The 23,771-nt window shown below is 38.3% G+C and carries 29 protein-coding genes; 19 read left to right on the top strand and 10 right to left on the bottom strand.

Annotation, left to right across the window (positions count from 1 at the left end; translation table 11 throughout):
• Positions 1–30 precede the first annotated feature (30 nt).
• Entirely contained in the window at positions 31–1,287 is a 1,257-nt protein-coding gene (locus KHA88_RS08290; protein WP_213096370.1) for a competence protein CoiA, read from the top strand.
• Positions 1,288–1,376: 89 nt separating this feature from the next.
• Positions 1,377–3,197 carry an oligoendopeptidase F gene (gene pepF / locus KHA88_RS08285; protein WP_213096371.1) on the top strand — a complete coding sequence of 607 codons (1,821 nt, stop codon included), beginning with the start codon at positions 1,377–1,379 and terminating at the stop codon, positions 3,195–3,197.
• 234 nt (positions 3,198–3,431) lie between these two features.
• Here the strand turns inward: pepF and KHA88_RS21535 are convergent, their stop codons facing one another.
• The 5 genes from KHA88_RS21535 to KHA88_RS08265 all read right to left on the bottom strand — a co-directional run bounded on the left by KHA88_RS21535 (position 3,432) and on the right by KHA88_RS08265 (position 6,379).
• On the bottom strand, positions 3,432–3,584 hold the full coding sequence (locus KHA88_RS21535; protein WP_488153873.1) for a hypothetical protein: 153 nt from the start codon (positions 3,582–3,584) through the stop codon (positions 3,432–3,434).
• Positions 3,585–3,717: 133 nt separating this feature from the next.
• Positions 3,718–4,557, bottom strand: a complete 840-nt coding sequence (locus tag KHA88_RS08280) for a ClpXP adapter SpxH family protein (RefSeq protein WP_213096372.1) — start codon at positions 4,555–4,557, stop codon at positions 3,718–3,720.
• A complete protein-coding gene (locus KHA88_RS08275) occupies positions 4,557–4,958 on the bottom strand; it encodes a globin domain-containing protein (protein ID WP_213096373.1) in 402 nt (133 codons plus the stop codon). The genes KHA88_RS08280 and KHA88_RS08275 overlap by 1 nt, the downstream gene beginning before the upstream one ends.
• A gap of 137 nt (positions 4,959–5,095) precedes the next feature.
• Positions 5,096–5,770 carry a lytic transglycosylase domain-containing protein gene (locus KHA88_RS08270; protein ID WP_213121710.1) on the bottom strand — a complete coding sequence of 225 codons (675 nt, stop codon included), beginning with the start codon at positions 5,768–5,770 and terminating at the stop codon, positions 5,096–5,098.
• Positions 5,771–5,803: 33 nt separating this feature from the next.
• Positions 5,804–6,379, bottom strand: a complete 576-nt coding sequence (locus tag KHA88_RS08265) for a CYTH domain-containing protein (protein WP_213097797.1) — start codon at positions 6,377–6,379, stop codon at positions 5,804–5,806.
• Between the two features lie 195 nt (positions 6,380–6,574).
• Between KHA88_RS08265 and yjbM the strand changes: the two genes are divergently transcribed.
• Genes yjbM through KHA88_RS08250 form a run of 3 tightly spaced genes read left to right on the top strand, consistent with a single transcriptional unit; the run spans position 6,575 to position 8,958 of the window.
• Positions 6,575–7,225 carry a GTP diphosphokinase gene (gene yjbM / locus KHA88_RS08260; RefSeq protein ID WP_213121709.1) on the top strand — a complete coding sequence of 217 codons (651 nt, stop codon included), beginning with the start codon at positions 6,575–6,577 and terminating at the stop codon, positions 7,223–7,225.
• A gap of 34 nt (positions 7,226–7,259) precedes the next feature.
• Positions 7,260–8,057, top strand: coding sequence for an NAD kinase (locus KHA88_RS08255; protein WP_213107304.1), 798 nt, complete (start codon positions 7,260–7,262; stop codon positions 8,055–8,057).
• The gene (locus tag KHA88_RS08250; protein WP_213107303.1) at positions 8,050–8,958 is read left to right on the top strand and encodes an RluA family pseudouridine synthase; all 909 of its coding nucleotides are present in this window, start codon (positions 8,050–8,052) and stop codon (positions 8,956–8,958) included. The genes KHA88_RS08255 and KHA88_RS08250 overlap by 8 nt, the downstream gene beginning before the upstream one ends.
• 70 nt (positions 8,959–9,028) lie before the next feature.
• On the opposite strand, the gene prpE is transcribed toward KHA88_RS08250, so the two are convergent.
• Positions 9,029–9,766: a bis(5'-nucleosyl)-tetraphosphatase PrpE gene (prpE, locus tag KHA88_RS08245; protein WP_213107302.1), complete on the bottom strand. Its 738-nt coding sequence runs from the start codon at positions 9,764–9,766 to the stop codon at positions 9,029–9,031.
• 197 nt (positions 9,767–9,963) lie between these two features.
• Between prpE and mgtE the strand changes: the two genes are divergently transcribed.
• The 4 genes from mgtE to KHA88_RS08225 all read left to right on the top strand — a co-directional run bounded on the left by mgtE (position 9,964) and on the right by KHA88_RS08225 (position 14,944).
• Positions 9,964–11,337: a magnesium transporter gene (mgtE, locus tag KHA88_RS08240; protein ID WP_213096378.1), complete on the top strand. Its 1,374-nt coding sequence runs from the start codon at positions 9,964–9,966 to the stop codon at positions 11,335–11,337.
• 20 nt (positions 11,338–11,357) lie between these two features.
• Complete coding sequence (locus tag KHA88_RS08235) at positions 11,358–13,211, top strand: monovalent cation:proton antiporter family protein (protein WP_213096379.1); 1,854 nt, start codon at positions 11,358–11,360, stop codon at positions 13,209–13,211.
• 158 nt (positions 13,212–13,369) lie between these two features.
• Complete coding sequence (fabI, locus tag KHA88_RS08230) at positions 13,370–14,152, top strand: enoyl-ACP reductase FabI (RefSeq protein WP_213096380.1); 783 nt, start codon at positions 13,370–13,372, stop codon at positions 14,150–14,152.
• A 207-nt stretch (positions 14,153–14,359) separates the two neighbouring features.
• Positions 14,360–14,944: a CotO family spore coat protein gene (locus tag KHA88_RS08225; RefSeq protein WP_213096381.1), complete on the top strand. Its 585-nt coding sequence runs from the start codon at positions 14,360–14,362 to the stop codon at positions 14,942–14,944.
• Positions 14,945–14,993: 49 nt separating this feature from the next.
• Here KHA88_RS08225 and KHA88_RS08220 read toward each other — a convergent pair whose 3' ends face one another.
• Positions 14,994–15,554, bottom strand: a complete 561-nt coding sequence (locus tag KHA88_RS08220) for a CotY/CotZ family spore coat protein (protein ID WP_213096382.1) — start codon at positions 15,552–15,554, stop codon at positions 14,994–14,996.
• A 123-nt stretch (positions 15,555–15,677) separates the two neighbouring features.
• Here KHA88_RS08220 and KHA88_RS08215 point away from each other — a divergent pair, with 123 nt between their 5' ends.
• The 9 genes from KHA88_RS08215 to KHA88_RS08175 all read left to right on the top strand — a co-directional run bounded on the left by KHA88_RS08215 (position 15,678) and on the right by KHA88_RS08175 (position 20,682).
• Positions 15,678–16,034 carry a DUF1360 domain-containing protein gene (locus tag KHA88_RS08215; RefSeq protein WP_213096383.1) on the top strand — a complete coding sequence of 119 codons (357 nt, stop codon included), beginning with the start codon at positions 15,678–15,680 and terminating at the stop codon, positions 16,032–16,034.
• A 318-nt stretch (positions 16,035–16,352) separates the two neighbouring features.
• The gene (locus KHA88_RS08210) at positions 16,353–16,826 is read left to right on the top strand and encodes a sporulation protein (protein ID WP_213096384.1); all 474 of its coding nucleotides are present in this window, start codon (positions 16,353–16,355) and stop codon (positions 16,824–16,826) included.
• A gap of 1 nt (position 16,827) precedes the next feature.
• A complete protein-coding gene (spoVAC, locus tag KHA88_RS08205) occupies positions 16,828–17,304 on the top strand; it encodes a stage V sporulation protein AC (protein ID WP_213096385.1) in 477 nt (158 codons plus the stop codon).
• Positions 17,304–18,320: a stage V sporulation protein AD gene (spoVAD, locus tag KHA88_RS08200; protein WP_213096386.1), complete on the top strand. Its 1,017-nt coding sequence runs from the start codon at positions 17,304–17,306 to the stop codon at positions 18,318–18,320. Before spoVAC ends, spoVAD begins: the two co-directional genes overlap by 1 nt.
• Before the next feature lie 41 nt (positions 18,321–18,361).
• Positions 18,362–18,718 (top strand): stage V sporulation protein AE, encoded by a 357-nt coding sequence (gene spoVAE / locus KHA88_RS08195; RefSeq protein WP_213096387.1) that lies wholly within the window; start codon positions 18,362–18,364, stop codon positions 18,716–18,718.
• A gap of 106 nt (positions 18,719–18,824) precedes the next feature.
• The gene (locus KHA88_RS08190; RefSeq protein ID WP_213096388.1) at positions 18,825–18,977 is read left to right on the top strand and encodes a YjcZ family sporulation protein; all 153 of its coding nucleotides are present in this window, start codon (positions 18,825–18,827) and stop codon (positions 18,975–18,977) included.
• Between the two features lie 148 nt (positions 18,978–19,125).
• Positions 19,126–19,380 (top strand): sporulation-specific transcription regulator SpoVIF, encoded by a 255-nt coding sequence (gene spoVIF, locus KHA88_RS08185; protein WP_213096389.1) that lies wholly within the window; start codon positions 19,126–19,128, stop codon positions 19,378–19,380.
• 123 nt (positions 19,381–19,503) lie between these two features.
• A complete protein-coding gene (locus KHA88_RS08180; protein WP_213096390.1) occupies positions 19,504–19,761 on the top strand; it encodes a hypothetical protein in 258 nt (85 codons plus the stop codon).
• Between the two features lie 24 nt (positions 19,762–19,785).
• Positions 19,786–20,682 carry an MBL fold metallo-hydrolase gene (locus KHA88_RS08175; protein WP_213096391.1) on the top strand — a complete coding sequence of 299 codons (897 nt, stop codon included), beginning with the start codon at positions 19,786–19,788 and terminating at the stop codon, positions 20,680–20,682.
• A gap of 41 nt (positions 20,683–20,723) precedes the next feature.
• Here the strand turns inward: KHA88_RS08175 and KHA88_RS08170 are convergent, their stop codons facing one another.
• The 3 genes from KHA88_RS08170 to KHA88_RS08160 all read right to left on the bottom strand — a co-directional run bounded on the left by KHA88_RS08170 (position 20,724) and on the right by KHA88_RS08160 (position 22,487).
• Positions 20,724–21,149, bottom strand: a complete 426-nt coding sequence (locus KHA88_RS08170; RefSeq protein ID WP_213096392.1) for a GNAT family N-acetyltransferase — start codon at positions 21,147–21,149, stop codon at positions 20,724–20,726.
• A complete protein-coding gene (locus KHA88_RS08165) occupies positions 21,150–21,665 on the bottom strand; it encodes a YjcG family protein (protein ID WP_213096393.1) in 516 nt (171 codons plus the stop codon). It lies immediately after the preceding gene.
• Between the two features lie 105 nt (positions 21,666–21,770).
• Entirely contained in the window at positions 21,771–22,487 is a 717-nt protein-coding gene (locus KHA88_RS08160) for an alpha/beta hydrolase (RefSeq protein ID WP_213096394.1), read from the bottom strand.
• Positions 22,488–22,624: 137 nt separating this feature from the next.
• Between KHA88_RS08160 and KHA88_RS08155 the strand changes: the two genes are divergently transcribed.
• Positions 22,625–23,608, top strand: coding sequence for a TAXI family TRAP transporter solute-binding subunit (locus KHA88_RS08155; RefSeq protein ID WP_213096395.1), 984 nt, complete (start codon positions 22,625–22,627; stop codon positions 23,606–23,608).
• Positions 23,609–23,771: the final 163 nt, after the last annotated feature.

The following is a 23,771-nucleotide window of genomic DNA, read 5'->3' as shown; positions in this document are numbered from 1 at the left end:
GGATTTAAACGCTTCCTTGTAGAATGAATAATGATAAAGAAGGGAAGTGATTTATTGTTAACCGCTTTAAATGAAGAAGGGCAGAGTTTGTCGCTTTTGTCCTCCATCTCCGAAAAAAATGTAAATAAAACGCTTCGCAGTCAACAGTTTTTTTGCCCCATTTGTCGAGAACCCCTTATTCTCAGAGCAGGAGAAATTCGAATCCCTCATTTTGCCCACAAGAAAAACTCCGATTGTACTTCAGCTTTCTCGGAACCCGAAAGTATCCAACATCTACAAGGGAAAAAATATTTATATGATTATTTTATGAAGCAAGGATTAACTGTCGAGCTGGAGTACTATCTGCCTAATATTAAACAGCGTCCCGATCTCCTTGTGAAAAATGGAACCGAGTTGTTTGCCATCGAGTATCAATGCTCTATTTTATCAAGGACGTTGTTACAAACGAGAACAGAGGGATATTTGAAAGTTGGAATCAGCCCGATTTGGATTATCGGAGGACTTCCCTTTCAGAAGAAACAAAATGATATATTCAAGATATCTGATTTCCATTGGTCTTTAGCCAAGCGAAGAGATGGATTCAATATGAGTCTTTTAAGTTTTCACACCGAAATGAAAAGATTTTATTTGCTATCAGAAATATCTCCTCTTTCATCGAGAAAAATCTTCGCCACATTAAGTTCAAAACATGTAAATGATGCAAATTTACCTCTACAAATACCAGTTGGACCACGCCGATCAAAGCAAACTATGTGGCTTCCAGAAAAAAGAAGATGGCTGAAAAATAAAGTTCATTATGGAAATATAGTTGATGATCCTTTTTTGAAGGCCATTTACGTTTCAGGAAATAACCCCTTTCTACTTTCGCCTATTATCGGCCTTCCCGTTCCTAATATGGAGTATTTTCAATCCCATCCACTTGAATGGCAGTATTTTATTTATCAAGATTGCTTAAGTAATTTATCAATTGGACAGCGTATTTCCCTTAAATATATTTATCAAAAATTAAGAATTAGAATGAAAGCTAGTTTCCTTTTAGAAAGAATTTTCCCTCTCGAAATAGAAGGTAATTGGGAATATGCCGTTAAGGATTATTTTTCCTTAATGACAGAACTGGAATATTTCATAAAAATAGGCGAAGACTTATTTGAAATGATAAAAATAATCACTATGCCAAAGACGATCGAAGAGGCGCTAAAGATGGAGGAGGCCTTTGATAAAAAGCTTGTATTATCGATTCGAAAAACAACGCGAACAAGTAATGGTTGTATCTTCTTCGGCATTTGAGCAGGATTTCCTAAAGATATGTAGAATAATTTATATGTAAAGGAACTTTCATATGTCGAAAGAAGAACAGTAGTGAACGGAGGATGGAAATGGCCAATGAAACAGCAGTAAAAACCTTACCCGCACGCTCAGAAATTTCAGAAGAAATGACATGGAGACTTGAGGATATTTTTTCCTCCGATGAAGCATGGGAGAAAGAATACGATGGCATAAAAGAAATCTTAAAAGATGCCGGTCAATATAAAGGGCAATTAAGCGAAAGTGCAGAAAAATTATTCGAGGCACTCGAATTTCAATCGATGGTATCGGAGCGGATGGGAAAGCTTTATACATACGCCCACATGCGCTATGACCAAGATACCGCTAATTCGCATTACCAAGGCTTAAATGCACGAGCTGAGAGTTTATATTCTGTTTTGGCAAGTGAGTTTTCCTATGTTGTACCTGAAATTTTGGCCATGGACGAAAGTAAGATTGCGCAGTTTATAGAGCAAAATGAAGATTTGCAGCTTTATAGGCAAGCGCTTGAAGAAATTAATCTTCAACGAGGACATGTTTTGTCGGCTGAACAAGAAGCCCTCCTTGCGCAAGCCTCTGAGGTTCTGGGATCTTCAAGCACAACGTTTGGAATGCTGAATAATGCTGATTTGGAATTTCCTGTCATTAAAGACGAAAACGGAGAAGAAGTCCAAATATCACATGGTAATTTCATTCGCTTTCTAGAAAGCCAAGATCAAAGTGTGCGGGAAGAGGCATTTAAAAAGGTTTATGAAACATACGGAGCATTTAGCAATACTTTTTCCAGCACGTTGGGCGGAGCTGTAAAAAAAGACAATTTTTATGCGAAAGCAAGAAATTATGACTCCGCAAGGCATGCTGCTTTAGCAGCTAATAATATTCCTGAAAGTGTCTATGATAATCTTGTTTCCACCGTTAATAAAAACTTACATTTGCTGCATCGCTATGTAAAGTTGCGGAAAAAAGTGCTGGGTGTGGATGAGCTTCATATGTATGACCTTTACACGCCGTTAGTTAAAGATGTGAAAATGGAGATCCAATATGACGAAGCACAACAATTAGTTATTGATGGACTAGCGCCGTTAGGAGAAGAGTATACAGGGATTTTGAAAGAAGGGTTTGAAAATCGTTGGGTGGATGTTGTAGAAAATAAAGGGAAAAGAAGTGGTGCTTATTCATCTGGAACATACGGGACAAACCCATATATATTGATGAATTGGCAAGATAATGTGAACAACTTGTTTACCCTTGCACATGAATTTGGACATAGTGTACACAGTTATTACACGAGAAAATCACAACCATATCCATACGGCAATTATTCAATCTTTGTAGCGGAAGTAGCTTCTACATGCAATGAGGCTCTTTTAGGCGACTACTTACTGAAACAAACAGAAGATAAGCAGAAGCGACTATATTTGATCAATCATTATCTTGAAGGTTTTCGAGGTACAGTGTTTAGACAAACAATGTTCGCTGAATTCGAACACTTGATTCATCAAAAAGCTCAAAACGGTGAAGCATTGACCCCTGACATGCTGACGAAAGAGTATTATGCTCTAAATAAAAAATATTTTGGTGAAGAAGATATTCATATTGATGAGGAAATCGGACTAGAATGGTCAAGAATCCCCCATTTCTATTATAATTACTATGTTTATCAATATGCTACTGGCTTCAGTGCAGCAACGGCATTATCGAAACAGATTTTAGAAGAGGGAGAACCAGCTGTTGAGCGCTATCTGGATTTCTTGAAAGCGGGAAGCTCTGATTATCCAATTGAAGTTTTAAAAAAGGCTGGAGTCGATATGACAACTGCTGAACCAATTGAAGCAGCATGCAAAGTATTTGAAGAGAAGCTTGCTGAAATGGAAGCATTATTATCAGAATAACGAAAAAAGCTGTCCCGGAAGGGCAGCTTTTTTTGGCGCTTGCGCTTTTCCTAGTCTAGCTCCAGCGCCTAGCCCCTCGAGGTCAAATAACCTGATTCATTAAAAGTCAGGACCGGACTTTCATTGCATCAGAACATTTGCTGGTCGGAGGCCCGCAGGATGCGGGTCAGAACGGCGTTGCCACAGGAGGTGGCGCCCTTAGCCGTTCTTCCATCCAAGGCGCTTGCGCTTTTCCTAGTGAAATCCTCTAAATTTGTTCCTCCCATTTATGAAGGACAGAAAGGTAAGCAATGCCAAAAAAAGAAGGGGGGAGGTTATATATATTGGAATCAAGTTCATTAAGCCAAGAATATTGATGAAAAAGCAGACAATAATAAAAGCAATCATCAAGAAAACTGCGATTTTCCTCATATTCCGTCTCCTTTGTCGTCGCTGTTAATATAACATATATGCCTATATCGACTGGAGCATGATTGTTTTTTGCGTCCATGCAAAAAACAATGCCTTAAAACATAATGTTTCAAGGCATTGTTTGGTTTCTGCTCGAGTTATATTTCCAAAAAGGTCCGTTCTTTGCGTGTATTTTTTGTGCTTTTTGTTGTAACTGTAATTGTTTCATTTGCCGCTCAATCTGTTGCGGAGACTGATCATAAATGACAGCAAGATCATGTGTTGCATTAATCGGATTAGAGGTCAAAAACAGTTCCAACGGGGGCATTTCTGCCGGCTTTGGATAACCCTCCAGCATTTCGGTAAGAATCTGAACGTATATGTCATATGAATACAAACCTGTAATTTTTAAGCCTTCATCTTCAATATTCTCGTTGAAAAATACCATTGCAGGCATTTCGGAAACTTCCATTTCCGATGTGATTTTTAAATCACATTGAAAGGCCTTTGCTGCACTTTGAGAATATATATCACCAATAAACTCATCTAAATCCAGATCTGCATTTTTTGCACATTGCTGAATGACATTAATATCCGTAATATCAGCATTCTCCATAAATAGCATTTCCTGTAAACGGCGAATAAAGCGAATACCTGCTCTTTTTCCTTGCAGTTCAGCTGCCTTTATACTGATGGCTGCTAAATGTGGTGTATACATAAATGGATCAGTTTGACAGTTCTTTACAGTTTTTTTTGAATGGATTAAATCTTTCTTGTTTTTGTTATTTAGCGAAGTGATTTGGCCACATAGGACATATTTAAGGATGAAATAGTCACCATATTCAAGTTGCAGCTTTTTAATAATGGGTGAAAGCGCCCAGCAATCCGTGCAAAAAGGGTCAATAAACAAGTAAATTTCCATAGGCTTATTATTCGTGTGCTGCGGATTTGGTGCCGACCATGTATTCATCAACTTAATTCACCTTGCGGATCATCCGGCGTATTGACCATATGTTTCGCAGTTAATGCAAGTCTTGAAAAAAAATGCTCGCGGAACCTTTCTTCAAGGCCAACCTCATCCATTGCTTCACTCATACATGAAAGCCATGCTTTAGCTCTTCTGGGTGTAACTTCATGTGGTAAATGGCGAGCACGCATCATCGGATGACCATGTTCTTCGGTATAAAGAGCAGGCCCTCCTAAATATTGAGTCAGAAATTGCTTTTGTTTTCTGGCAACTTCCGTTAAATCTTTAGGGAAAATGGGTATTAAGTCAGGGTGTTTTCCGACACGGCTGTAAAATTCATCTACGAGTACAGCAAGTTTTTCTGCCCCAATTGCGTCATACGGCGTCGCATGTTTCTCAACCATATGAATCGCTCCTTTATCTAAAATAGTATGTTCATTGTAGCAATCAGGTTGGGATAACTCAAACAAATAGCACTGTGTCATTTCGTGCAAATTTCCCATGCAAAAAAGCCCGGTTATAATAACAGGGCTTTAGTCATTTAACTGTAATACGTGCCAGTCACTTTTTTGACGTAACTTTGAGTTTCCTTAAATGGAGGAATGCCCCCGTATTTATCTACATTTCCCGGTCCCGCATTATAAGCTGCTAAGGCAAGGACAAGATTTCCTTCATACTTATCCAACATGTTCCGTAAATATTTACTTCCGGCCATGACATTTTGTCCAGGGTCAAATATATCTGTCACCCCAAGTCCGCGTGCTGTAGCAGGCATAAGTTGCATAAGTCCGGAGGCACCTGCATGGCTGACAAGTCCAGGGTTGAAATTTGATTCATGTTTAATGATAGCTTTAATAAGCTTTTCAGGAAGCTTGTACACCTCTGATGCCTTCTGAATAACTTCCTCGATACTTTTGGGGAGTATTTCCGTTTGTGCTTTCACAGATTCGGAAGCTTCTTTTGCATTGTTAGGAATTCCGATGGCGTTGGATATAGCTGTGTTGCTTCCTAAATTTTGCATACGATAGACCGCACCTAATGTGTTTATATTCATGACTTGGCTACTGGACGGTGGTGCTGGATGTATTAATTGTTGTAGGAGGTCCTCGAATTCTGAATTTCCACTGCTATTAAGACTTGTACTAACTTTATCGCTAGAAAATCCTCTTAACAACTGAATATCATGTAATGTCTTTAATTGTCCCAATGTATTCATAGCCATCCACCCTTTTAAAAACTTCTTTTATTTCTACCCTATTTTGGCGTGATAAAGCCTTCCTATTTTACTATCGGCTGGACGTCGATCGATGTTTAATTCTTCCAGTAGATGATTAAATGTTTCTTGACCTATATCCCAATCTATTGTTTCATATTCAATTTCAAAATCTTCTTGACCTAAATAAAAGCTATGGTCAAAAACAAGCAGGCCATTTTTGTATTTTGTTTCTGCTCTAGTAGTAGTTAGTGAACCAAATAGTTCAAGCGTTTTTACATCTATATTCATTGCCTCAATTTCATCCGCAACTTCTCCATCAGGGAATATGCTATTTGCTAAAAGAAGATTCGATTCTACATTACTTAGAGGTTGATTGATTTCTAATAGTCCTACTTTTGCTGGTTTTTTTAATGTTAGTTCAAAACCTCTTGGTAATTCTCTTACCCTTAACGCTGTATTTACATTCTTCAAAGCAAAATTTACTGTATCGAAATAGTGATTTTTTTGATTGAAAAACTGACTGCTTGAGATGTTAAATGTATGTAAAAGAAGCTGAAACTCAGCTTTGGTTACTATATTTTTAAATTCTATTTCTATATCTCTTGACACCGGAATCATCCTTTCCAATCGGGCTTCCCTATATTATTGCTTGATTCGGGCCTGTATTCAATCAAAAATGATAAAAAAATGAAATAAAAGGTAGCGAAACTTTAAGAAATTCCTGTTTGTGCTAAAATAAGGATGATTAATTCTTTACACCTTCATCCAATTAATTTCGTTTTATAATGAAGAGGTGACCGTATAATGAAACATTGGGATCAATTTTTAATTCCCTATAAACAAGCGATTGATGAATTAAAGATTAAATTAAAAGGCATGAGAAGCCAATTTGAACATGAGTATGAACACTCACCCATTGAATTTGTAACAGGGCGGGTTAAACCGGTAGCAAGTATACTCGATAAGGCACACCAAAAGAGGATACCTTTAGATAAGCTTGTAACCGAAATGCAGGATATTGCGGGACTGCGAATGATGTGTCAATTTGTCGATGATATTGAAACAGTCGTTAAATTACTGCGAAATAGAAATGATTTTCGAGTAGTTGAAGAAAGAAATTATATTTCCCATAAAAAGCCGAGTGGTTATCGTTCCTATCATGTAGTCATTGAATATCCAGTACAAACAATCAGCGGAGAGAAAAAGATTTTGGCAGAAATTCAAATTCGGACACTGGCCATGAACTTTTGGGCGACAATTGAACATTCGTTGAACTATAAATATAAGGGCCAATTTCCCGAAGAAATTAACACAAGACTGGAGAGGGCAGCGGAAGCAGCTTTCCGACTTGATGAAGAAATGTCGCAAATAAAAGAAGAAATCCAGGAAGCACAGGCTTACTTTAGTAAGAATAAAGAAGCTGTCAAAAAAATTGAAAAGAAAAATTATCAATAAACTACTTTAATGACAGCATGAAAGGGTGAGAAGATTGAAGTTTGCGATTACATCTAAAGGAAACCCGACATCCAATGCGTTAATGCATAAAATGAGAGCATATTTGCAGGATTTTGAAATGGTTTACGATGAGGATCAACCGGATATTGTCATTTCCGTTGGCGGTGACGGTACATTATTATATGCATTTCATCGATACAGTTCAAGGCTGGATAAAACAGCTTTTGTAGGTGTACATACGGGGCATCTCGGTTTTTATGCAGACTGGGTGCCGAGTGAAATTGAAAAATTAGTAATCGCGATCGCCAAAACACCTTATCAGATTATTGAGTATCCACTGCTCGAAGTGATGATTCGCTATCGTCACGGTGGAAAGGAAACGAGGTATCTTGCTTTAAACGAATCGACAGTTAAAAGTCTTGTGGGTACTCTTGTGATGGACGTTGAAATTCGTGGCGATCATTTTGAACGATTTCGGGGTGACGGATTATGTGTTTCTACACCGTCTGGAAGCACAGCATATAATAAAGCGTTAGGTGGTGCCATCATCCATCCATCGCTTCATTCCATTCAGCTTGCCGAAATGGCTTCGATCAATAATAGGGTCTTTCGGACTGTCGGTTCTCCGCTCATTTTACCCGAGCATCATACATTGGTTTTAAAGCCGGTCAATGCATTTGATTTTCATGTGACCATTGACCATTTGACAGTCATGCACCGCGATGTGAAGTCTATTCAATTTAAAGTGGCGAAAGAAAAGGTCCGCTTTGCCAGATTCCGTCCATTCCCATTCTGGAAACGGGTCCACGACTCATTTATTTCAGATGATTAATAAAGATTTGAAGCCATATTCACTGAAGTGGAAAATGGAAAAAAAAGATAATGGCAAGGATATTAAAGAATACTTATCTGAACAAAGTTTATCGAGGCGAGCACTATCCGATATTAAGTTTGCTGGCGGCTCAATCAAAGTGAATGGAAAGGAACAAACCGTTCGTTTTAGACTTCAAGAATTTGATGTGCTAGAAATAGTGTTTCCTCCCGAAGAGTTAAATGATCAAATGAAAGGTGAAAATATTCCACTTTCTATTGTTTATGAAGATCAAGATATTATCATCATTGATAAACCTCCGTTTATGAATTCAATACCATCGCGGGAGCATCCAACAGGTAGCCTAGCAAATGCACTTGTTCATTACTATGAACAGACAAATGTTCTAGCCGCTGTCCATATCGTTACAAGGCTTGATCGTAATACTTCTGGGCTTGTACTCGCTGCTAAACATCGCCATGCCCATCATTTGCTAAGCGTAATGCAGCAAAAACAAAGTCTATACCGTTTTTATGAAGCGTTCGCAGAAGGGGTTTTTGAAAAACAGTCGGGTTGTATTGATGCTCCGATTGGTAGGAGTCCCGATAGTATCATTGAACGGCAAGTAAGAACGGACGGCCAACGAGCAGTGACTCATTTTAATGTGGTAAACCAATTATCCCAATTTACCCACTTAAAACTACAGCTTGAAACAGGAAGGACACATCAAATTAGGGTTCATATGGCGCATGTTGGCCACCCATTGCTAGGTGATGATTTATATGGTGGAAACCAAGGGGAAATAGGGCGACAAGCTCTTCATTGTAAAGAGTTGCGTTTTACACATCCATTTAAAAAAACAGAAATGGTCTTTTATGCTTCACTGCCAATTGACATGAAAAGCATTCTGGAAAAAGGATAAAAGCGTTAAGGGTTGTCCCAACCGTAAGAGTGATGTATGCTCTGGGACAGCCCTTTTAACTGTGGAAAGCCTAATCAAAGGTTTTGAATTTCTCTTGTATAAACGGCATTGTGGAAGGAACAGAAACGGTTTCCATTTCTGGATAACGTAGAGCTGTCAACTTTCCACCAAACACAGCACCTGTATCAATATTAATGGTGTTTCCAATCTTACGCGGTTCTTTTACAGGAGTGTGGCCATAAACAATCAACGGATTTCCTTTATATTCTTTAGCCCAGTCAAGTCTGACAGGCATGCCATTGGAGAGAAATTCACCAGTAATATCACCATATAGAACAAAGGTTTTAACACTTTTATGATATTCACCAATATAATCTTCTCGAATTCCGGCATGGGCAATGACAAGTTTACCTTCATCCAAAATTTGATAGAAAGGTGATTCTTCATAAAGTTGCATAAATTGCCGTTTGTAGTGGTTTGCCTTTTTTCCGGTTAGTGCTTCTAGTTCAGCGACGGTGGTTTCCAGTCCGTGGGAAATTTGAACTTTTCTTCCGAGAAAAAAACGATATAGTTTATCACAATGATTACCGGGAACATAATAGGCATTCCTTTTCTTCCAAAGATTATAGACAGTTGCAATCATTTCAAGAGAGCTTGGCCCTCGATCGGTTATATCGCCGACAAAGCCAAGAATCCGGTTATTCTTATGTTTGGGCAGTCCATTTTCCCAATTATACCCAAGCTTTATTGTAAGAGCTTTAAATTCATTGAAACATCCATGCACGTCACCAATAATATCAATTTTCATCTTATCACCCGTTTCATAAGCTTTATTTTCATGAGCATCTGCTTATACCAAGCGCCCTGCGTATTGGATAATTGTAATAATGTGACTTCCCTTATGCAAAAATATTAGAGCCATCTTGTTTAATTTCTATTAATAATAACGACAAATCCAGACTAATTTGTTAGGATAATGAAGATGAATGGAGAGGAGTGGTCATAATGGAATTCAACGTCGATGAAAACGAAAAAATTAACGAAGAAATACTAATCCAGTCAATGTCCGATGATGATCTTCAAGCATTTAGGAATGAATTTATGAATCTTCATCCGTATGACCAGGCTCAATTTTATTCCAAACTTGAACAGGTCGACCGTATAAAAATTTATCATTATTTATCTCCGGATGAACTAGCTAACTTTTTTGAAGTACTAGAAATCGATGATAGCGATTATAAGGATATTTTGGCGGGAATGGAGCCGAAATATGCGGCTGATATGCTTGCAAATATGTATGCAGACAATGCTGTCGATGTGTTGAATAAATTGGATAAAGATCAAGTAGCCAGCTATTTGACCATAATGAATAAAGAAGATGCTCAGGAAATTAAAGGGCTTCTTCACTACGAGGAATATACAGCCGGTAGTATTATGACTACTGAATTTGTTGCAATATCAGCAAATCAGACAGTCAGATCAGCTATGTATATTTTGAAAAATGAAGCACCTAAGGCAGAAACCATTTATTATGTGTATGTAACAGATGATGATGGTCGGCTTGTCGGAGTTATTTCCCTTCGCGACTTAATCATCAGTAGCGATGACACAATGATCACCGACATTATGTTCGATAGAATCATCTCCATTTCAGTTGGGGCGGACCAAGAAGATGCTGCCAGGCAAATGAGAGATTATGACTTATTGGCATTGCCCGTTGTTGATTTTCAAAATCATTTACTCGGAATCATTACTGTTGACGATATTATCGATGTTATTGATGAAGAAGCATCGGATGACTACTCGAAGCTTGCAGGTGTCTCTGACATGGATACAATGGACCGAAATCCATTTTCTGCAGCTAAAAAGCGGCTTCCGTGGCTAATTATTCTCCTTTTCTTAGGTATGTTTACAGCAAGTCTTATCGGTCGTTTTGAAAATACATTAAGTCAAGTTTCCATCTTGGCAGTTTTTATCCCTCTTATAGCAGGTATGGCTGGAAATACAGGGACACAATCATTAGCTGTTGCTGTGCGAGGGATAGCAACTGGAGAGTTGGAAGAAATGAATAAAATGAAGTTAATCATGCGTGAAGCAGGGACAGGTCTAATTACAGGAACAATCTGTGGCGTTCTTGTTTCAGTTGTTGTGTACGTTTGGAAAGGGGAGCTGTTCCTTGGTTTTCTTGTAGGTATTTCTATTTTGGCGTCCTTGTTTGTGGCTACACTTGCTGGTTCTCTTGTTCCATTAGTTATGCATAGGCTAAAAATTGATCCTGCAGTAGCATCCGGTCCGTTTATTACAACGATGAATGACATTACTTCAATTTTAATTTACTTTGGTTTGGCAACACTGTTTATGAGTTATTTAGTCCATTAGAGGAAGCGGGAGAATCATCTATGGAACATGAGTCATCTTTGATCTCACTAGTAATCGTACTAATTGTCGCTTTTATTACTCCTCTTGTTCTCCATCGCTTTCGGCTAACATTTATGCCTGTTGTCATTGCGGAAATTATTATGGGGTTGATTATTGGTAAAAGCGGATTGAACCTTATTCACGAGGGTTCCTGGCTTACTACACTTTCTACATTAGGTTTTATTTTTTTGATGTTTTTAAGTGGATTAGAAATCGATTTTTCCGCTTTCAAATCTAACAAAAAGAAATTAGTCTTGGCAAATGGTAAGCATGAACCGAATAGACTCGCTGTATCAACTGTAATTTTTGCCGGTATTTTTCTTTTATCGATTGGATTATCCTATATATTTGTAAAAATCGGCTTAATTGATAATGTATTAATAATGACTTTGATTATTTCGACGATCTCATTGGGAGTTGTTGTTCCTACGTTGAAAGAAGCAAATATCATGAAGGCCGGAATTGGTCAAATTATTTTACTTGTTGCAGTAATTGCGGATTTAGTCACAATGATTTTGCTTGCAGTTTTTGTTTCTGTATCAGGAGACGGTAAAAGCAATATGTGGTTATTGCTCATTTTATTTGCAGCTGGGATTCTTTTATATTTTATAGGTAGGCGCTTTAAAAATAGATCTTTTGTTGAAGGGCTATCGAGTGGTACGGTTCAAATTGGTACCCGGGCAATTTTTACTTTAATTATTGTACTCGTCGCTCTTTCTGAAACTGTTGGGGCAGAAAATATTCTTGGTGCTTTTTTAGCAGGTACCCTTGTTTCGCTACTAAATCCGAATCAAGATATGGTTCGGCAGCTCGATTCATTTGGTTACGGATTTGTGATTCCCATTTTCTTTGTGATGGTTGGGGTTCATCTCGATTTATGGTCGCTTTTAAGTAATAAGCAAATGCTGTTGCTTATTCCGCTTCTACTCATCGCATTATTCGTGTCTAAGGTACTGCCTGTCCTAATTCTTAGGCGTTGGTATGACATGAAAACTGTAATGGCTTCCGCATTTTTGCTTACATCTACATTATCGCTTGTGATTGCTGCTGCAAAAATTGCGGAAAGGATTAATGTGATTACACCGGAAATGAGTGGTACGTTCATCCTTGTTGCTGTTATTTCATGTATCGTGACGCCAATTTTATTTAAAAAATGGTTCCCAAAAGAAAATGTACATGAAAGGAAGTTGAACGCAACATTTATTGGAGCGAATCAGCTAACCTTGCCGGTATCGAAAGAGTTGAATCCAGCTAAATACAAAACCACTGTTTTCCATAAAAAAATGGAAAAGGGAGAGTCTCAAATCGGGGATTCTGTGTTTAATATAGTTGAGCTTAATGATTATAAAGAATCCGAATTAGAAAAAGCGGGAGTATTCGAAGCTGACATACTTTTCATTTCTACTGGTGATGAAGAATTGAATGCTAGACTGGCAATCGCTGCAAAAGAACAGGAAGTGGATAGGGTCGTAGCCCGAATTGAAACCCCGGTGCTTGGAGAACCATTAAAAGAAAAAGAAATTGAAGTTTTTTCGACAATACTTTCAACAACGGAACTAATGAAAGCATTAATTGAAACACCAAATATTGCAGAAATCATGATGAATCGGGAAACGTCATTATATGAAATTCATATGTTGAATCGGGAATTTGACCGGATGACATTAAGGGAATTTCCGTTTATGGGAGATGTAATCGTTGTTCGTGTTTTCCGGGGAAAAGATTCCATCGTTCCCCACGGGGACACTGAGCTTCATATGGATGACAGGTTGATCGTTACTGGTTCGAAAGAATATGTTGATTATCTTATTCATGAGCTCCAATATAGTATATAGTTTAAGTGCAACTGTGATAAAGGGACTCAGCCTTTACAATCTTGAAAGTTATCGTGTATGATTATGACTAGGTACTAATAACATGTGATAACAAAAGTTCAAGCGCCATGATGACCTCTAGGTGTTGGAGCTGAACGTTATACTTAGGAGGATTAATGATGAATCTTTCAGTGAATGGAAAGACATTCGTGATTATGGGTGTAGCTAATAAACGAAGTATTGCATGGGGGATTGCACGCTCTCTTCATGAAGCTGGGGGAAGGCTAATTTTTACATATGCTGGTGAACGACTAGAAAGAAGTGTCCGTGAACTTGCAGATTCTCTTGAAGGAAATGAATCGATTGTTCTTCCATGCGATGTTACAAAGGACGAAGATATCGAACAATGCTTTAACTTGATTAAAGAGAAATATGGCCCTGTGCATGGTATTGCTCATTGTATCGCATTTGCTAATAAAGAAGAGCTTACTGGTGATTATCTAAATGTTACTCGTGATGGCTTTTTACTTGCACATAACATCAGCGCTTATTCACTAACAGCTGTTGCTAAAGCTGTTCAAAAGTTAGATGTTATGCCTGAAGGCGGCAGCATTGTTACAATGACCTACCTTGGCGGAGAGCGTGTTGTTGCAAACTACAATGTCATGGGTGTAGCAAAAGCATCACTTGATGCAAGTGTGATGTATTTGGCCAATGATCTTGGTAAACAAGGCATCCGTGTTAATTCAATTTCAGCAGGACCAATCAGAACATTGTCTGCAAAAGGCATCAGTGATTTTAATAGCATTTTGAAAGTAATTGAAGAAAAAGCACCACTTCGCAGGGCAACAACCCAGGAAGAAGTGGGTGATACGGCTCTATTTCTCTTCAGTCATCTATCAAGAGGAATTACTGGCGAAAATATTCATGTTGATTCTGGCTATCACATTTTGGGGAACTAAATCACATGAATGAAAACAACAGCTGTCACATTTAGTGGCAGCTGTTGTTTTCATTTTTGCGGGTCAGGAAGGCGAAGACATAAGGACGTGGCGACCTTAGCCGTTCTTCCATGGCAAGGCGCTAACGCTTTTGAAATATTTCCTAAGAAACTTAGACGTTAGTCATGCATACATATAACATGAAAAAGAAAATACGGGGGTGCCCCTATGGAGGAAAAAACAGTAAGGCAGAAAGGCGAGCCTTTATTATATATTCATCAGCCAGACTTTAATAAGCCGGAAATAATCATGCAGGATTATTTTTATTCGACTGAGAAAAAAGTTAAAGAAGAAAATGAAAAGATTCCAAAAAAGGAAGAAAAGAAAATAAAACAACAGCAGGTGCCAAATTTTAAGAAACCACATAATACCGAGATAAATAACCGACCAGTTGATGATCACGCTTCTAAAGAGGTGGTGCAAGAAAAAACAGTGAAACAGGAAAAGAAAAATGATCCTCCATTATCTGCAGCTAGTTATTTTCGAAGAAATTCATTAGCGCCAGCCAAAAAGCATTGGCATTTAACCCCGGTAAAATCCTTTAAGGAGATGTCCATTCAAGAAAAATTAAAGTATTTATCCGGTTTTCCAGTAAGCCAGCCTCCTTATCCATGTGAATTTGTTACAGCTAAAGATCAGTATCGTGGGACTTTGCTTAAATATGAAGGTGAGCAAATTTTCGTAAAAACTTTTACAGAGGAAGTGGCTGAGATTAAAGTTGACGATTTAACAGCGATAAAAATTATTTTTTAAAAAAAAGGAAATGGGGTATACCCCATTTCCTCCCTTAATGTCCAGTTATTTATTCGCAAATTTCCAAATCGGCATCAGCTATACACTGAACTGCGCAGAAGCAATGCAAATCTACAGTAATACAGCTGTTGCTGCGGGCCCAGTGACGTACTGAACATAGCTCATCAAAGTCTAGTTTCCCATTGTGAACTAGCTTTACAACCGTTTTTCTGTCTGACTTTAATGGAATAAGCACACGCAATGTGGCACAACAATTGTCAAACACATCTTCAACTCGGAAAAATACGGAAACGCATTTTCCATCATGACCTCTAAATAATGCTTTAAATAAATCTCCGTTTTTATTAGTTAATGTGAAGACACGTGTATCGGCACGTTCACGGGAAGGGCTAGCTAGCTCTCCGAGAGGCTCGATAAAACAATTAGATGTGCAGCGCATGCATTCTTCTTCTACAGCTTCATCTTGGATATCCTTGATAGCACGGACAACCTGGCAGACGCAGTTAAGATGGCAGCCGCAGTCTTTGTCATTGTCGTTATGATGATTATGATTATGATTATGATTGGACTCTACGTGTTCGTCGAATCTTTCCATTTCTTCAAATTCCATGGAATACTTCCTCCTTATCATTTTTAATGGATATTTACACTAATAACATATTAGAGTAAGGACAAATGAGTTACGGACATATGCCCTTAATTTAGGAAAATAGGCAATAAGGAAGTGAAAAATATGGATATTACATGGTTAAAATTTTTTTTAATAAGTATTGCAACTTTTCGCTTAACGAGATTAATTGTTTACGATCAAATTACTGCTTTCATGAGAGCGCCTTTTATGATGGATTATGAAGAAATTAATGAAAATGGAGAAAAAGAAGTATTTATCGTTGCAAGAGATAGTGGCCTGCGTGGATGGATAGGTGAGCTTTTAAGCTGCTACTGGTGTACAGGAATTTGGGTGGCCACTGGCCTATTTTTTCTTCAGTTGAAGTACCCTGCAGTTGCCGAACCTATCATCGTTATCCTTGCTCTTGCAGGAACAGCGGCAATTATTGAAACTGTCATGCAAACAAAAAACTCAATATGAAAGGGACATTTGGAAAACATTTTCCGGGAAGAATTCATAAAATAATGCAGGAGCATGAATGACAATATAAAGGGGAAGTGATGCAAATGAATAGACCACCTCGAAAACATAAACCGTCAGCTCCACCTAGAAGAAAAAAAGGAAATTGTGGCTGTGGCAAACCCATTAAAAAAAATAACTACTGAAAATATGTCTAAGTTCGGCTCACCACTTGAGCTGAGCTTATTTTTTTTGATTTAGTAGTGGTTTAGTTACTTAACTTATAATTTTGGCGAAATGGTGAAAAATATTAGTAGCATACGATTGCAGGAGGATTCCATGGATAAAAAGTTACTAATAAAAGTCGCAGCGTTATTCACCTTTTTGATTGCGGGTTGTACGAATCATCAAGAAAGCCGAAAAAGTGAATTGGCACTGATCAAGACTTCACGGCCTGCTCCAATTGAATTAAGTAATCGTCCACCAAATAGATCCATCGGATATCAGGTAAGAGAACAAATTAATAAAATAGACGGGATTTATGATGTGGCAGTGATTGAAGGAAAAAAAGATGTGATAGTTGCTTATAAGGTGAATCATCTTCATCGTTTTAAAATGAAAAAGATTGAAAAAGAATTGACGAAAAAACTCGATAACGAATTCCCCGAAGATAAATTTATCGTTTCCAGCGATTATAAAATTTTTCTGGAGGCTATTCGATTAAAAGAAGATCTTGAACAAAAGAATTTGTCTAATGAAGAGGCAGAAAAGCGCTTTAGAAAAATCATTAAATTAAAAAAGGAAATGACCTAATATGACCAGTAAGAATAAAACGAAAACGCCGGAACAAATTCAATACGATGTATTACAGAAAAAGCACGAACTCAAACGTCCTATTCTGAAAAACTGCATCCGGGCCTTTTTGGTAGGGGGGACAATTTGCTTGATTGGACAGGCGGTTACTTACTTTTACATTTATTATTTCGACTTTACGGAGCAGACAGCCGGCAACCCAACTGTAGCAACAATGGTGTTTTTCGCAATGCTCTTAACAGGTTTTGGCATGTATGACAGGCTTGGACAATTTGCAGGTGCGGGCAGTGCTGTTCCAGTAACCGGTTTCGGTAACGCTGTCATATCCGCAGCAATTGAGCATCGTACTGAAGGATTTGTATTAGGGGTGGGCGGTAATATATTTAAACTTGCTGGATCAGTGATTGTGTTTGGGGTCTTTTCAGCCTTTGTTGTTGCTCTCATTAAAACAATTATCATTCTATGGGGGGGATTCTAATGCTACAGGGCGCTCAAACGTGGGTTTTTAATAAACATCCGGTAATTTTGTCCACAGGCGTTGTTGGAGGACCCTTTGAAAAGGAATGTAGGCTCTCAAGTGATTTTGATAAGTTCCATGATGATTTATGGATGGGTCAAGATTCTTACGAGAAGGCACAGCGCGTTCTTCTTGAAGATGCTGTCCAAATTGCTCTTCGAAAAAAGGCGCTTAAAGAGGACGCAATTCAATTTTTCCTGGCTGGTGATTTGATTAACCAGATTACTCCCACAACCTTTGCCGCCCGGACAAACCAGATACCGTACTTAGGATTATTCAGCGCTTGTGCAATTTCAACACAAGGCTTGGCAATGGCTGCGATGATCATTAACAGTGGGGGTGCAAATTATATTTTAACAGGAGCAGCAAGCCATAATACCTCCGCCGAAAAGCAATTTCGATACCCGACTGAGTATGGCGGACAAAAGCCACCAACTGCTCAGTGGACGGCCACAGGTGCGGGAGTAGCTTTAGTAGGGGATGGGAACATCATAAATAGTCCACACCCAAGAGTGACATCAGCCACAATCGGAAAAGTAGTTGATATGGGACTTTCTGATCCATTTAATATGGGCGGAGCAATGGCTCCTGCCGCGGCGGACACAATCCAGCGTCATTTTTTTGATTTGAAAATCGATCCTTCCTACTACGACCTAATCATTACGGGAGACCTTGCAGAAATTGGGCGTAATGCTGTACTAGAGCTATTTAAGAAAAAAGGCTTGACGATAAACGAAAATACTTTTCACGACTGTGGCTTGCTTTTATATACAGATGAACAGGAAGTCTATGCCGGTGCAAGCGGACCAGGCTGTTCGGCAACTGTGATGTACGGGCATCTACTCAATCAAATGAAGGCAGGCGTACTTAAACGAATATTAGTCGTAGCGACAGGGGCCTTGTTATCGCCACTTTCTTTTCAGCAAAAAGAAACGATACCTTGTATCGCACATGCCGTAGCAATTGAATATATGTAACAGGGAATTAGGTCCTTGGTTCCCCGAAAGGAGGAGAAGTTGTGCTTGCAATGTTTTTTTGGGCATTTATCATTGGAGGATTGATATGTGTAGTCGGTCAACTTATGTTTGATGTGGCAAAACTAACTCCAGCCCACACTCTTAGTATTTTGGTTACCGTAGGTGCAGTGCTTGCCGGATTTGGCCTATATGACCCGTTAATTGACTTTGCGGGGGCAGGTGCAACGATTCCTATTACCAGTTTTGGAAATTCACTAGTGCATGGAGCCATGCTTGAAGCTGAGAAACATGGGATTGTTGGTGTAATGACTGGAATGTTTGAAGTTACCTCATCAGGTATTTCTGCTGCAATCGTGTTCGGATTTATTGGAGCTTTGCTCTTTAAACCGAAAGGGTGATAGGAATATTAACTAAATTTTTTTCTTGAAAAAGCTAACCGCCCAAACAGAATAGCCTCACTTCACATATTTTATAAGTGACTGAACAGAAGTGAGGTGAGTGTAGATGTTTGGTTATGGATATGGTGGCTTCGGCGGCGGCTGCTGCGGTTACGGCGGTTACGGCGGCGGTTACGGCTATGGCGGCGGAAGTGCGTTTGCATTGATTGTCGTATTATTTATCTTGCTAATCATTGTTGGCGCAGCCTTTGTTTGCTGATTAGTAAAAGTTAATAAAAATAGAGGGGGCCCTTGCAGGGATGCAGGGCTCCCTTAATGTTGTTGAAGAATCGGCATTCCGCATATGTGCTCACCTTTCAATACTCTGCTTCATATAATGAAAAGATGAAAAGGAGGGAGCGGCGAGAATGGAAAATCAATTTTTTAAAAACATCGAAAAGAAAACTGGTGTGAAAATGAATGATGTTTTTGAATTGGCGAACTCACTACAAAATGCGAATTTTAAAGATGAAAAAACAGTGCGATCCATAATTAAAAGAGTATCACAAATTGCCAATAAACCAGTTTCTAAAGAGTTGGAAGATAAAATGGTCCAATCGATTATTAAGGATGGCAACAAGCTAGATATGGGAGCTATTACGAAAATGATGAATAAAAAGTAAAAAAAGAAAAAGACTTGCAATACATCATTGCAAGTCTTTTTCTTTAGAAAATTACGTATGATGTTTAAATGCAGATTAGAAAGGGTATAAACCTAAAAACGTGAATGTAAAGGGGTGAATGAAATGGGGTATATTGCGCCAGTTCCACAATATCAATACCAGCAATATCAGGAGCGAGTCAAAACCAAGCCTAAAGTCCAAGATCCTTTTCCAATTACAGAAAACTGGAAGGCAGATTTGAACCCGAAATTTCGCAATGCATTAGAAGAAAATATAAAAGCCGCTTTTTATAAAGAAAATCCAAATAAACGAAAAGAAGTTATTCCGATTTACGAAAACTTTGAAGCAGGGAAAGGAAGGCATCTGAACGAATATGTGTAATTAAAACGAAAGGGATGCCTTCTAATGGAATTGAATCAAATATCTAATCATTGTTTTATGATTAAAGGAAATGTAAATATTGGCTATGCTGTTAAAAACGGGGCTGGACTTTTGATTGATACTGGATTAGATAAAAGTTCAGCAAAGAAAATCATCAAGTTACTAAAACAGCATAATCTCCCGCTTGATTATTGCATCGTAACTCACGGCCATGTAGATCATTATGGTGGAGCTGCCTTTTTACAAAGAGAGAAGGAAATAACGCTTTATGCTTCTAAGCTTGAATCCGCAATTATTCAGAATCCAATCCTTGAGCCTATATATTTATGGAATGGGGCGTGGCCAATTAAGGAGCTTCGGAATAAATTTCTAGAAGGAGAGGCAGCGGAAGTATCGGAAGTATTAATGGAGGGGGCTCAGGAAATTGGCCCTTTTACATTACAAGTCTTGAGCTTGCCAGGACATAGTTACGCGCAACTTGGGATATTAATGGATAATATTTTATTTGCTGCAGATGCCTATTTTGGTGTGCAGATTTTAAAAAAGCACAAAGTCCCATTTATTGTAGATGCGAATGCAACGATTGATTCCTTAGAAATGATCAATAAGTTAAGCTGTCACGGATCAGTTCCGGGACACGGAGACTTTGAGACTGAATTTCATCAGACAGTTCAAGAAAATATCCGGTGTCACAAGGAAATAAAAGCATATTTATTATCCGAAATAAAAGCTTCCAATAATGGCATCTCAATGGATGCACTACTCCAAATGATGTTCAGCCATTACGCTTTAACACCAGCTAATATTGGGTCATGGCTTTTATACAGGACGTCATTTACAGCTTACATATCAGCATTGATTGAAGAAGGTGGTATTACCATATCTATTGATTACAATAAGCTTTGGTTAAAATGCGTGTGAAAAAAGGCCTCAGATCCGTTAAAGGATGTTGAGGCCTCTTGCTATTCTAACTCTTTTTTCATCGTTTTATGGGGAATTCCTGCATCCATAAATTCATCAGAAACGATATGATATCCTAATCTTTCATAAAAAGGAATAGCTGAAGTTTGCGCATTTAGTTTCAAAACATTAATTTCACTTGCATGGGCATAATCTTCAATCGCATTCATCATTCGCTTTCCAGCGCCTGTCCCACGAAATGCAGGAAGAATACAGATACGCTCTACTTTTCCATTTCCGTCAATGAATCGGAATCTACCTGCTCCAATTGGCTGATCTTCATCATAAATGACGAAATGAGCGGCGTCGTCTTCGAATTCATCAATTTCCAATTCATAAGGGACATGCTGTTCCTCGACAAACACTTTTTTTCTTATGGTAAAAGCATCTTGCAGCTGTTCGTTTGTTTCGACTTTCACAACTTTCATCTATTGTGGATCCTTTCCGAGACGGAATGTTTCATATGCCGACCAAGACCCATTTTCCAACTGGTAAACAAGGTGGAAACGGTCAATTAATTCCTCATGGTCAACTCCCAACATCCTTAGAGAGCCATATACATCTGAATGTTCGTCATTTGATAATTTTTGTGCAATAGTAACATGTGGCACGAAAGGATGCTCGGGCTCTCCGCCTGGAAGCTGATCATATAAATCTTGATGCAATCCTCGTAGTTCATCCGTAAGCTCTGCCTTAAAATGGATCGTATTATTGATTGGCTGGAAAGAGCTTACCTTTCTAATTGTTAAATTAAAAGGTTCGTACTTTTTAGCGATTTCATCGAGTTTTTCAGTAATTTGTTCTGCAGGCTCATCCGATTCAAAAGCGTCTCTCAATGTTAAATGTGGGGGAATCAAAGCATAGTGTGGATCATATCGCTTTCGATAAGAATTAGCTAAATCTTGTAATTTTTTTGATGGGAATATAACGATTCCGTATTTCATCTTTCTTTGCCTCCCTTTTAGCGAACTTTTGTTTTGCCAATTATAACATTCAATATCACTATAGCAAATATTAGAAAAACTTCATATAGGGAAGATTGCTTCACGTTAGCCTAACATTTTTTGTAAAGCTCTTTTTACATCAGGCTGCCAATACTTCCAGGAATGGCCACCTTCAAATTCGTCATAAAAGGTATGAAAGCCTTTTTCCACAAACAAGTCATGAAGTTTTCTATTTGGCGTTAAAAAATCCCTGTTATTAGAAATTTTCACCACATCCTCTTCTTTGCCCACAACATGATATACATCCAGCAAGGATGGATCTCGATGACCCCGAACTGCTTCCAACACGGTTTCATCAACATATGGAGAATGAAGAATGACTTGTCCAAATATGTTCGGATATTTGATGGCTGCCATTAAAGAAACAGTTGCGGCAAGACTATCGCCCATAAGCGTACGACTTTTACCCATTGCGGTAGTCGGATATTCTTTATCAAGCCATGGCACAAGCTCATGGGCCAAAAACCGAATGTATGTCTGATTTTCTTTTCCGTTCGGATGATATTTGTTACGCCTATCTTCCACACTTTTATAATGTACTCCAACAATGATGATATTCCCTATTTCCCTTTTATCAAGCAACTCATCTGCAAATCGTGCCAGACGCCCCATTTGAAAATAATCTTTTCCATCTTGAACAATTAATAGTGAATATTTATAGAGCGGAGAAAATGAAGCGGGCAAATATACTAATAATGGCAATGTTTCCCCAAGAGCTGTACTATCAAACTCCACTTCATTGATTGTTCCTCGTGGCTGCACTTAAATTCCCCCTAATCTTGAAATATTATCGGATAATTGGAGATAATTTTACCATACACTACATTAAAAAGAGAAAAAAGACGTTCTATTTTTGATAACCTATAAAAATTTCCAATAACGATAAGAGGGGGATTACTATGAATAAGAAGAGACTTTTATTTAGTGCTGCCATGATTCTTTTATTGGGTATGATCATAGGAGCATGTGGTGAAAAGAAAACCGGCGATAAAAAAGAAAACGATGGCAAAATTAAATTACTTAGTATCGCAACAGGTGGGACTGGTGGTACATATTATCCGCTTGGTAGAGACATTGCCAACATGATTCAAGATGCCACTGGGATTGAGTCGAAAGCTATTACCTCTAATGGTTCGATTGAAAATATGAAGCTAATCAAAAAAGAAAAAGTAGAAATAGCGTTTACTCAAACAGATATTGCTACTTATGCGAGTGAAGGAACGATGATGTTTAACAATAAAAAGGTGGGAAATATGAGTGGGCTTGGCATACTTTATCCTGAATCGATCCAATTAGTAACCTTAGAAAAATCGGGTATTAAGTCTGTTGAAGATTTAAAAGGAAAAACAGTTTCGATCGGTGAAGCTGAATCAGGGACTCGTGCAAACGCTGAACAAATCTTGGAAATTTACGGTTTGAAAGCAGATGATTTAAAATCACGCTATTTATCATTTGATGATTCTGCCACAGGTATTCAAGATGGTACGATTGATGCGGCATTCATTACAGCTGGTACACCGACAGGAGCAGTTGAAGGCTTGGCTGCGACAGAAAAGCTTTTAATTGTTCCAATTGATGCAGATAAAATTGATGCGTTAATTGCTAAGTATCCTTACTATATAAAAGAAACGATTCCTACTGGAACTTATGGTTCAGATCATGATATTGAAACTGTAGCGGTTCCGGCAATGCTTGTTGTCCGGAGTGAGTTAACTGATAAGCTTGTTTACGATATGACAAAAGCTATTTTTGAAAACACGAATAAAATCGTCCATGCAAAAGGGAAGTCGATTAAAGCAGAAAATGCTTTGAACGGGATGGGAACTGACCTGCATCCTGGCGCGAAAAAATATTTTGATGAAAAAGGTGTTTCATCCAAATGAAAGTAAGGTATAGAAATAGACCGGCCATATAAGCCGGTCTATTTCTATATGGGTAAAAACTACCATTTTCTAATATTTTCAAAAACTTTTTAATATTATCCTAGGAGTTTAGTTCTAGGGATGAAAAGCCCACACTACTTTAAAAATTATAAAAATAAACGAT

The organism is Lederbergia citrea, assembly GCF_018343525.1.
Classification (GTDB): Bacteria; Bacillota; Bacilli; order Bacillales; family Bacillaceae_C; genus Lederbergia; species Lederbergia citrea.
The sequence above is the reverse complement of the archived record's forward strand: the minus strand, read 5'-3'. Positions and strand labels throughout refer to the sequence as shown.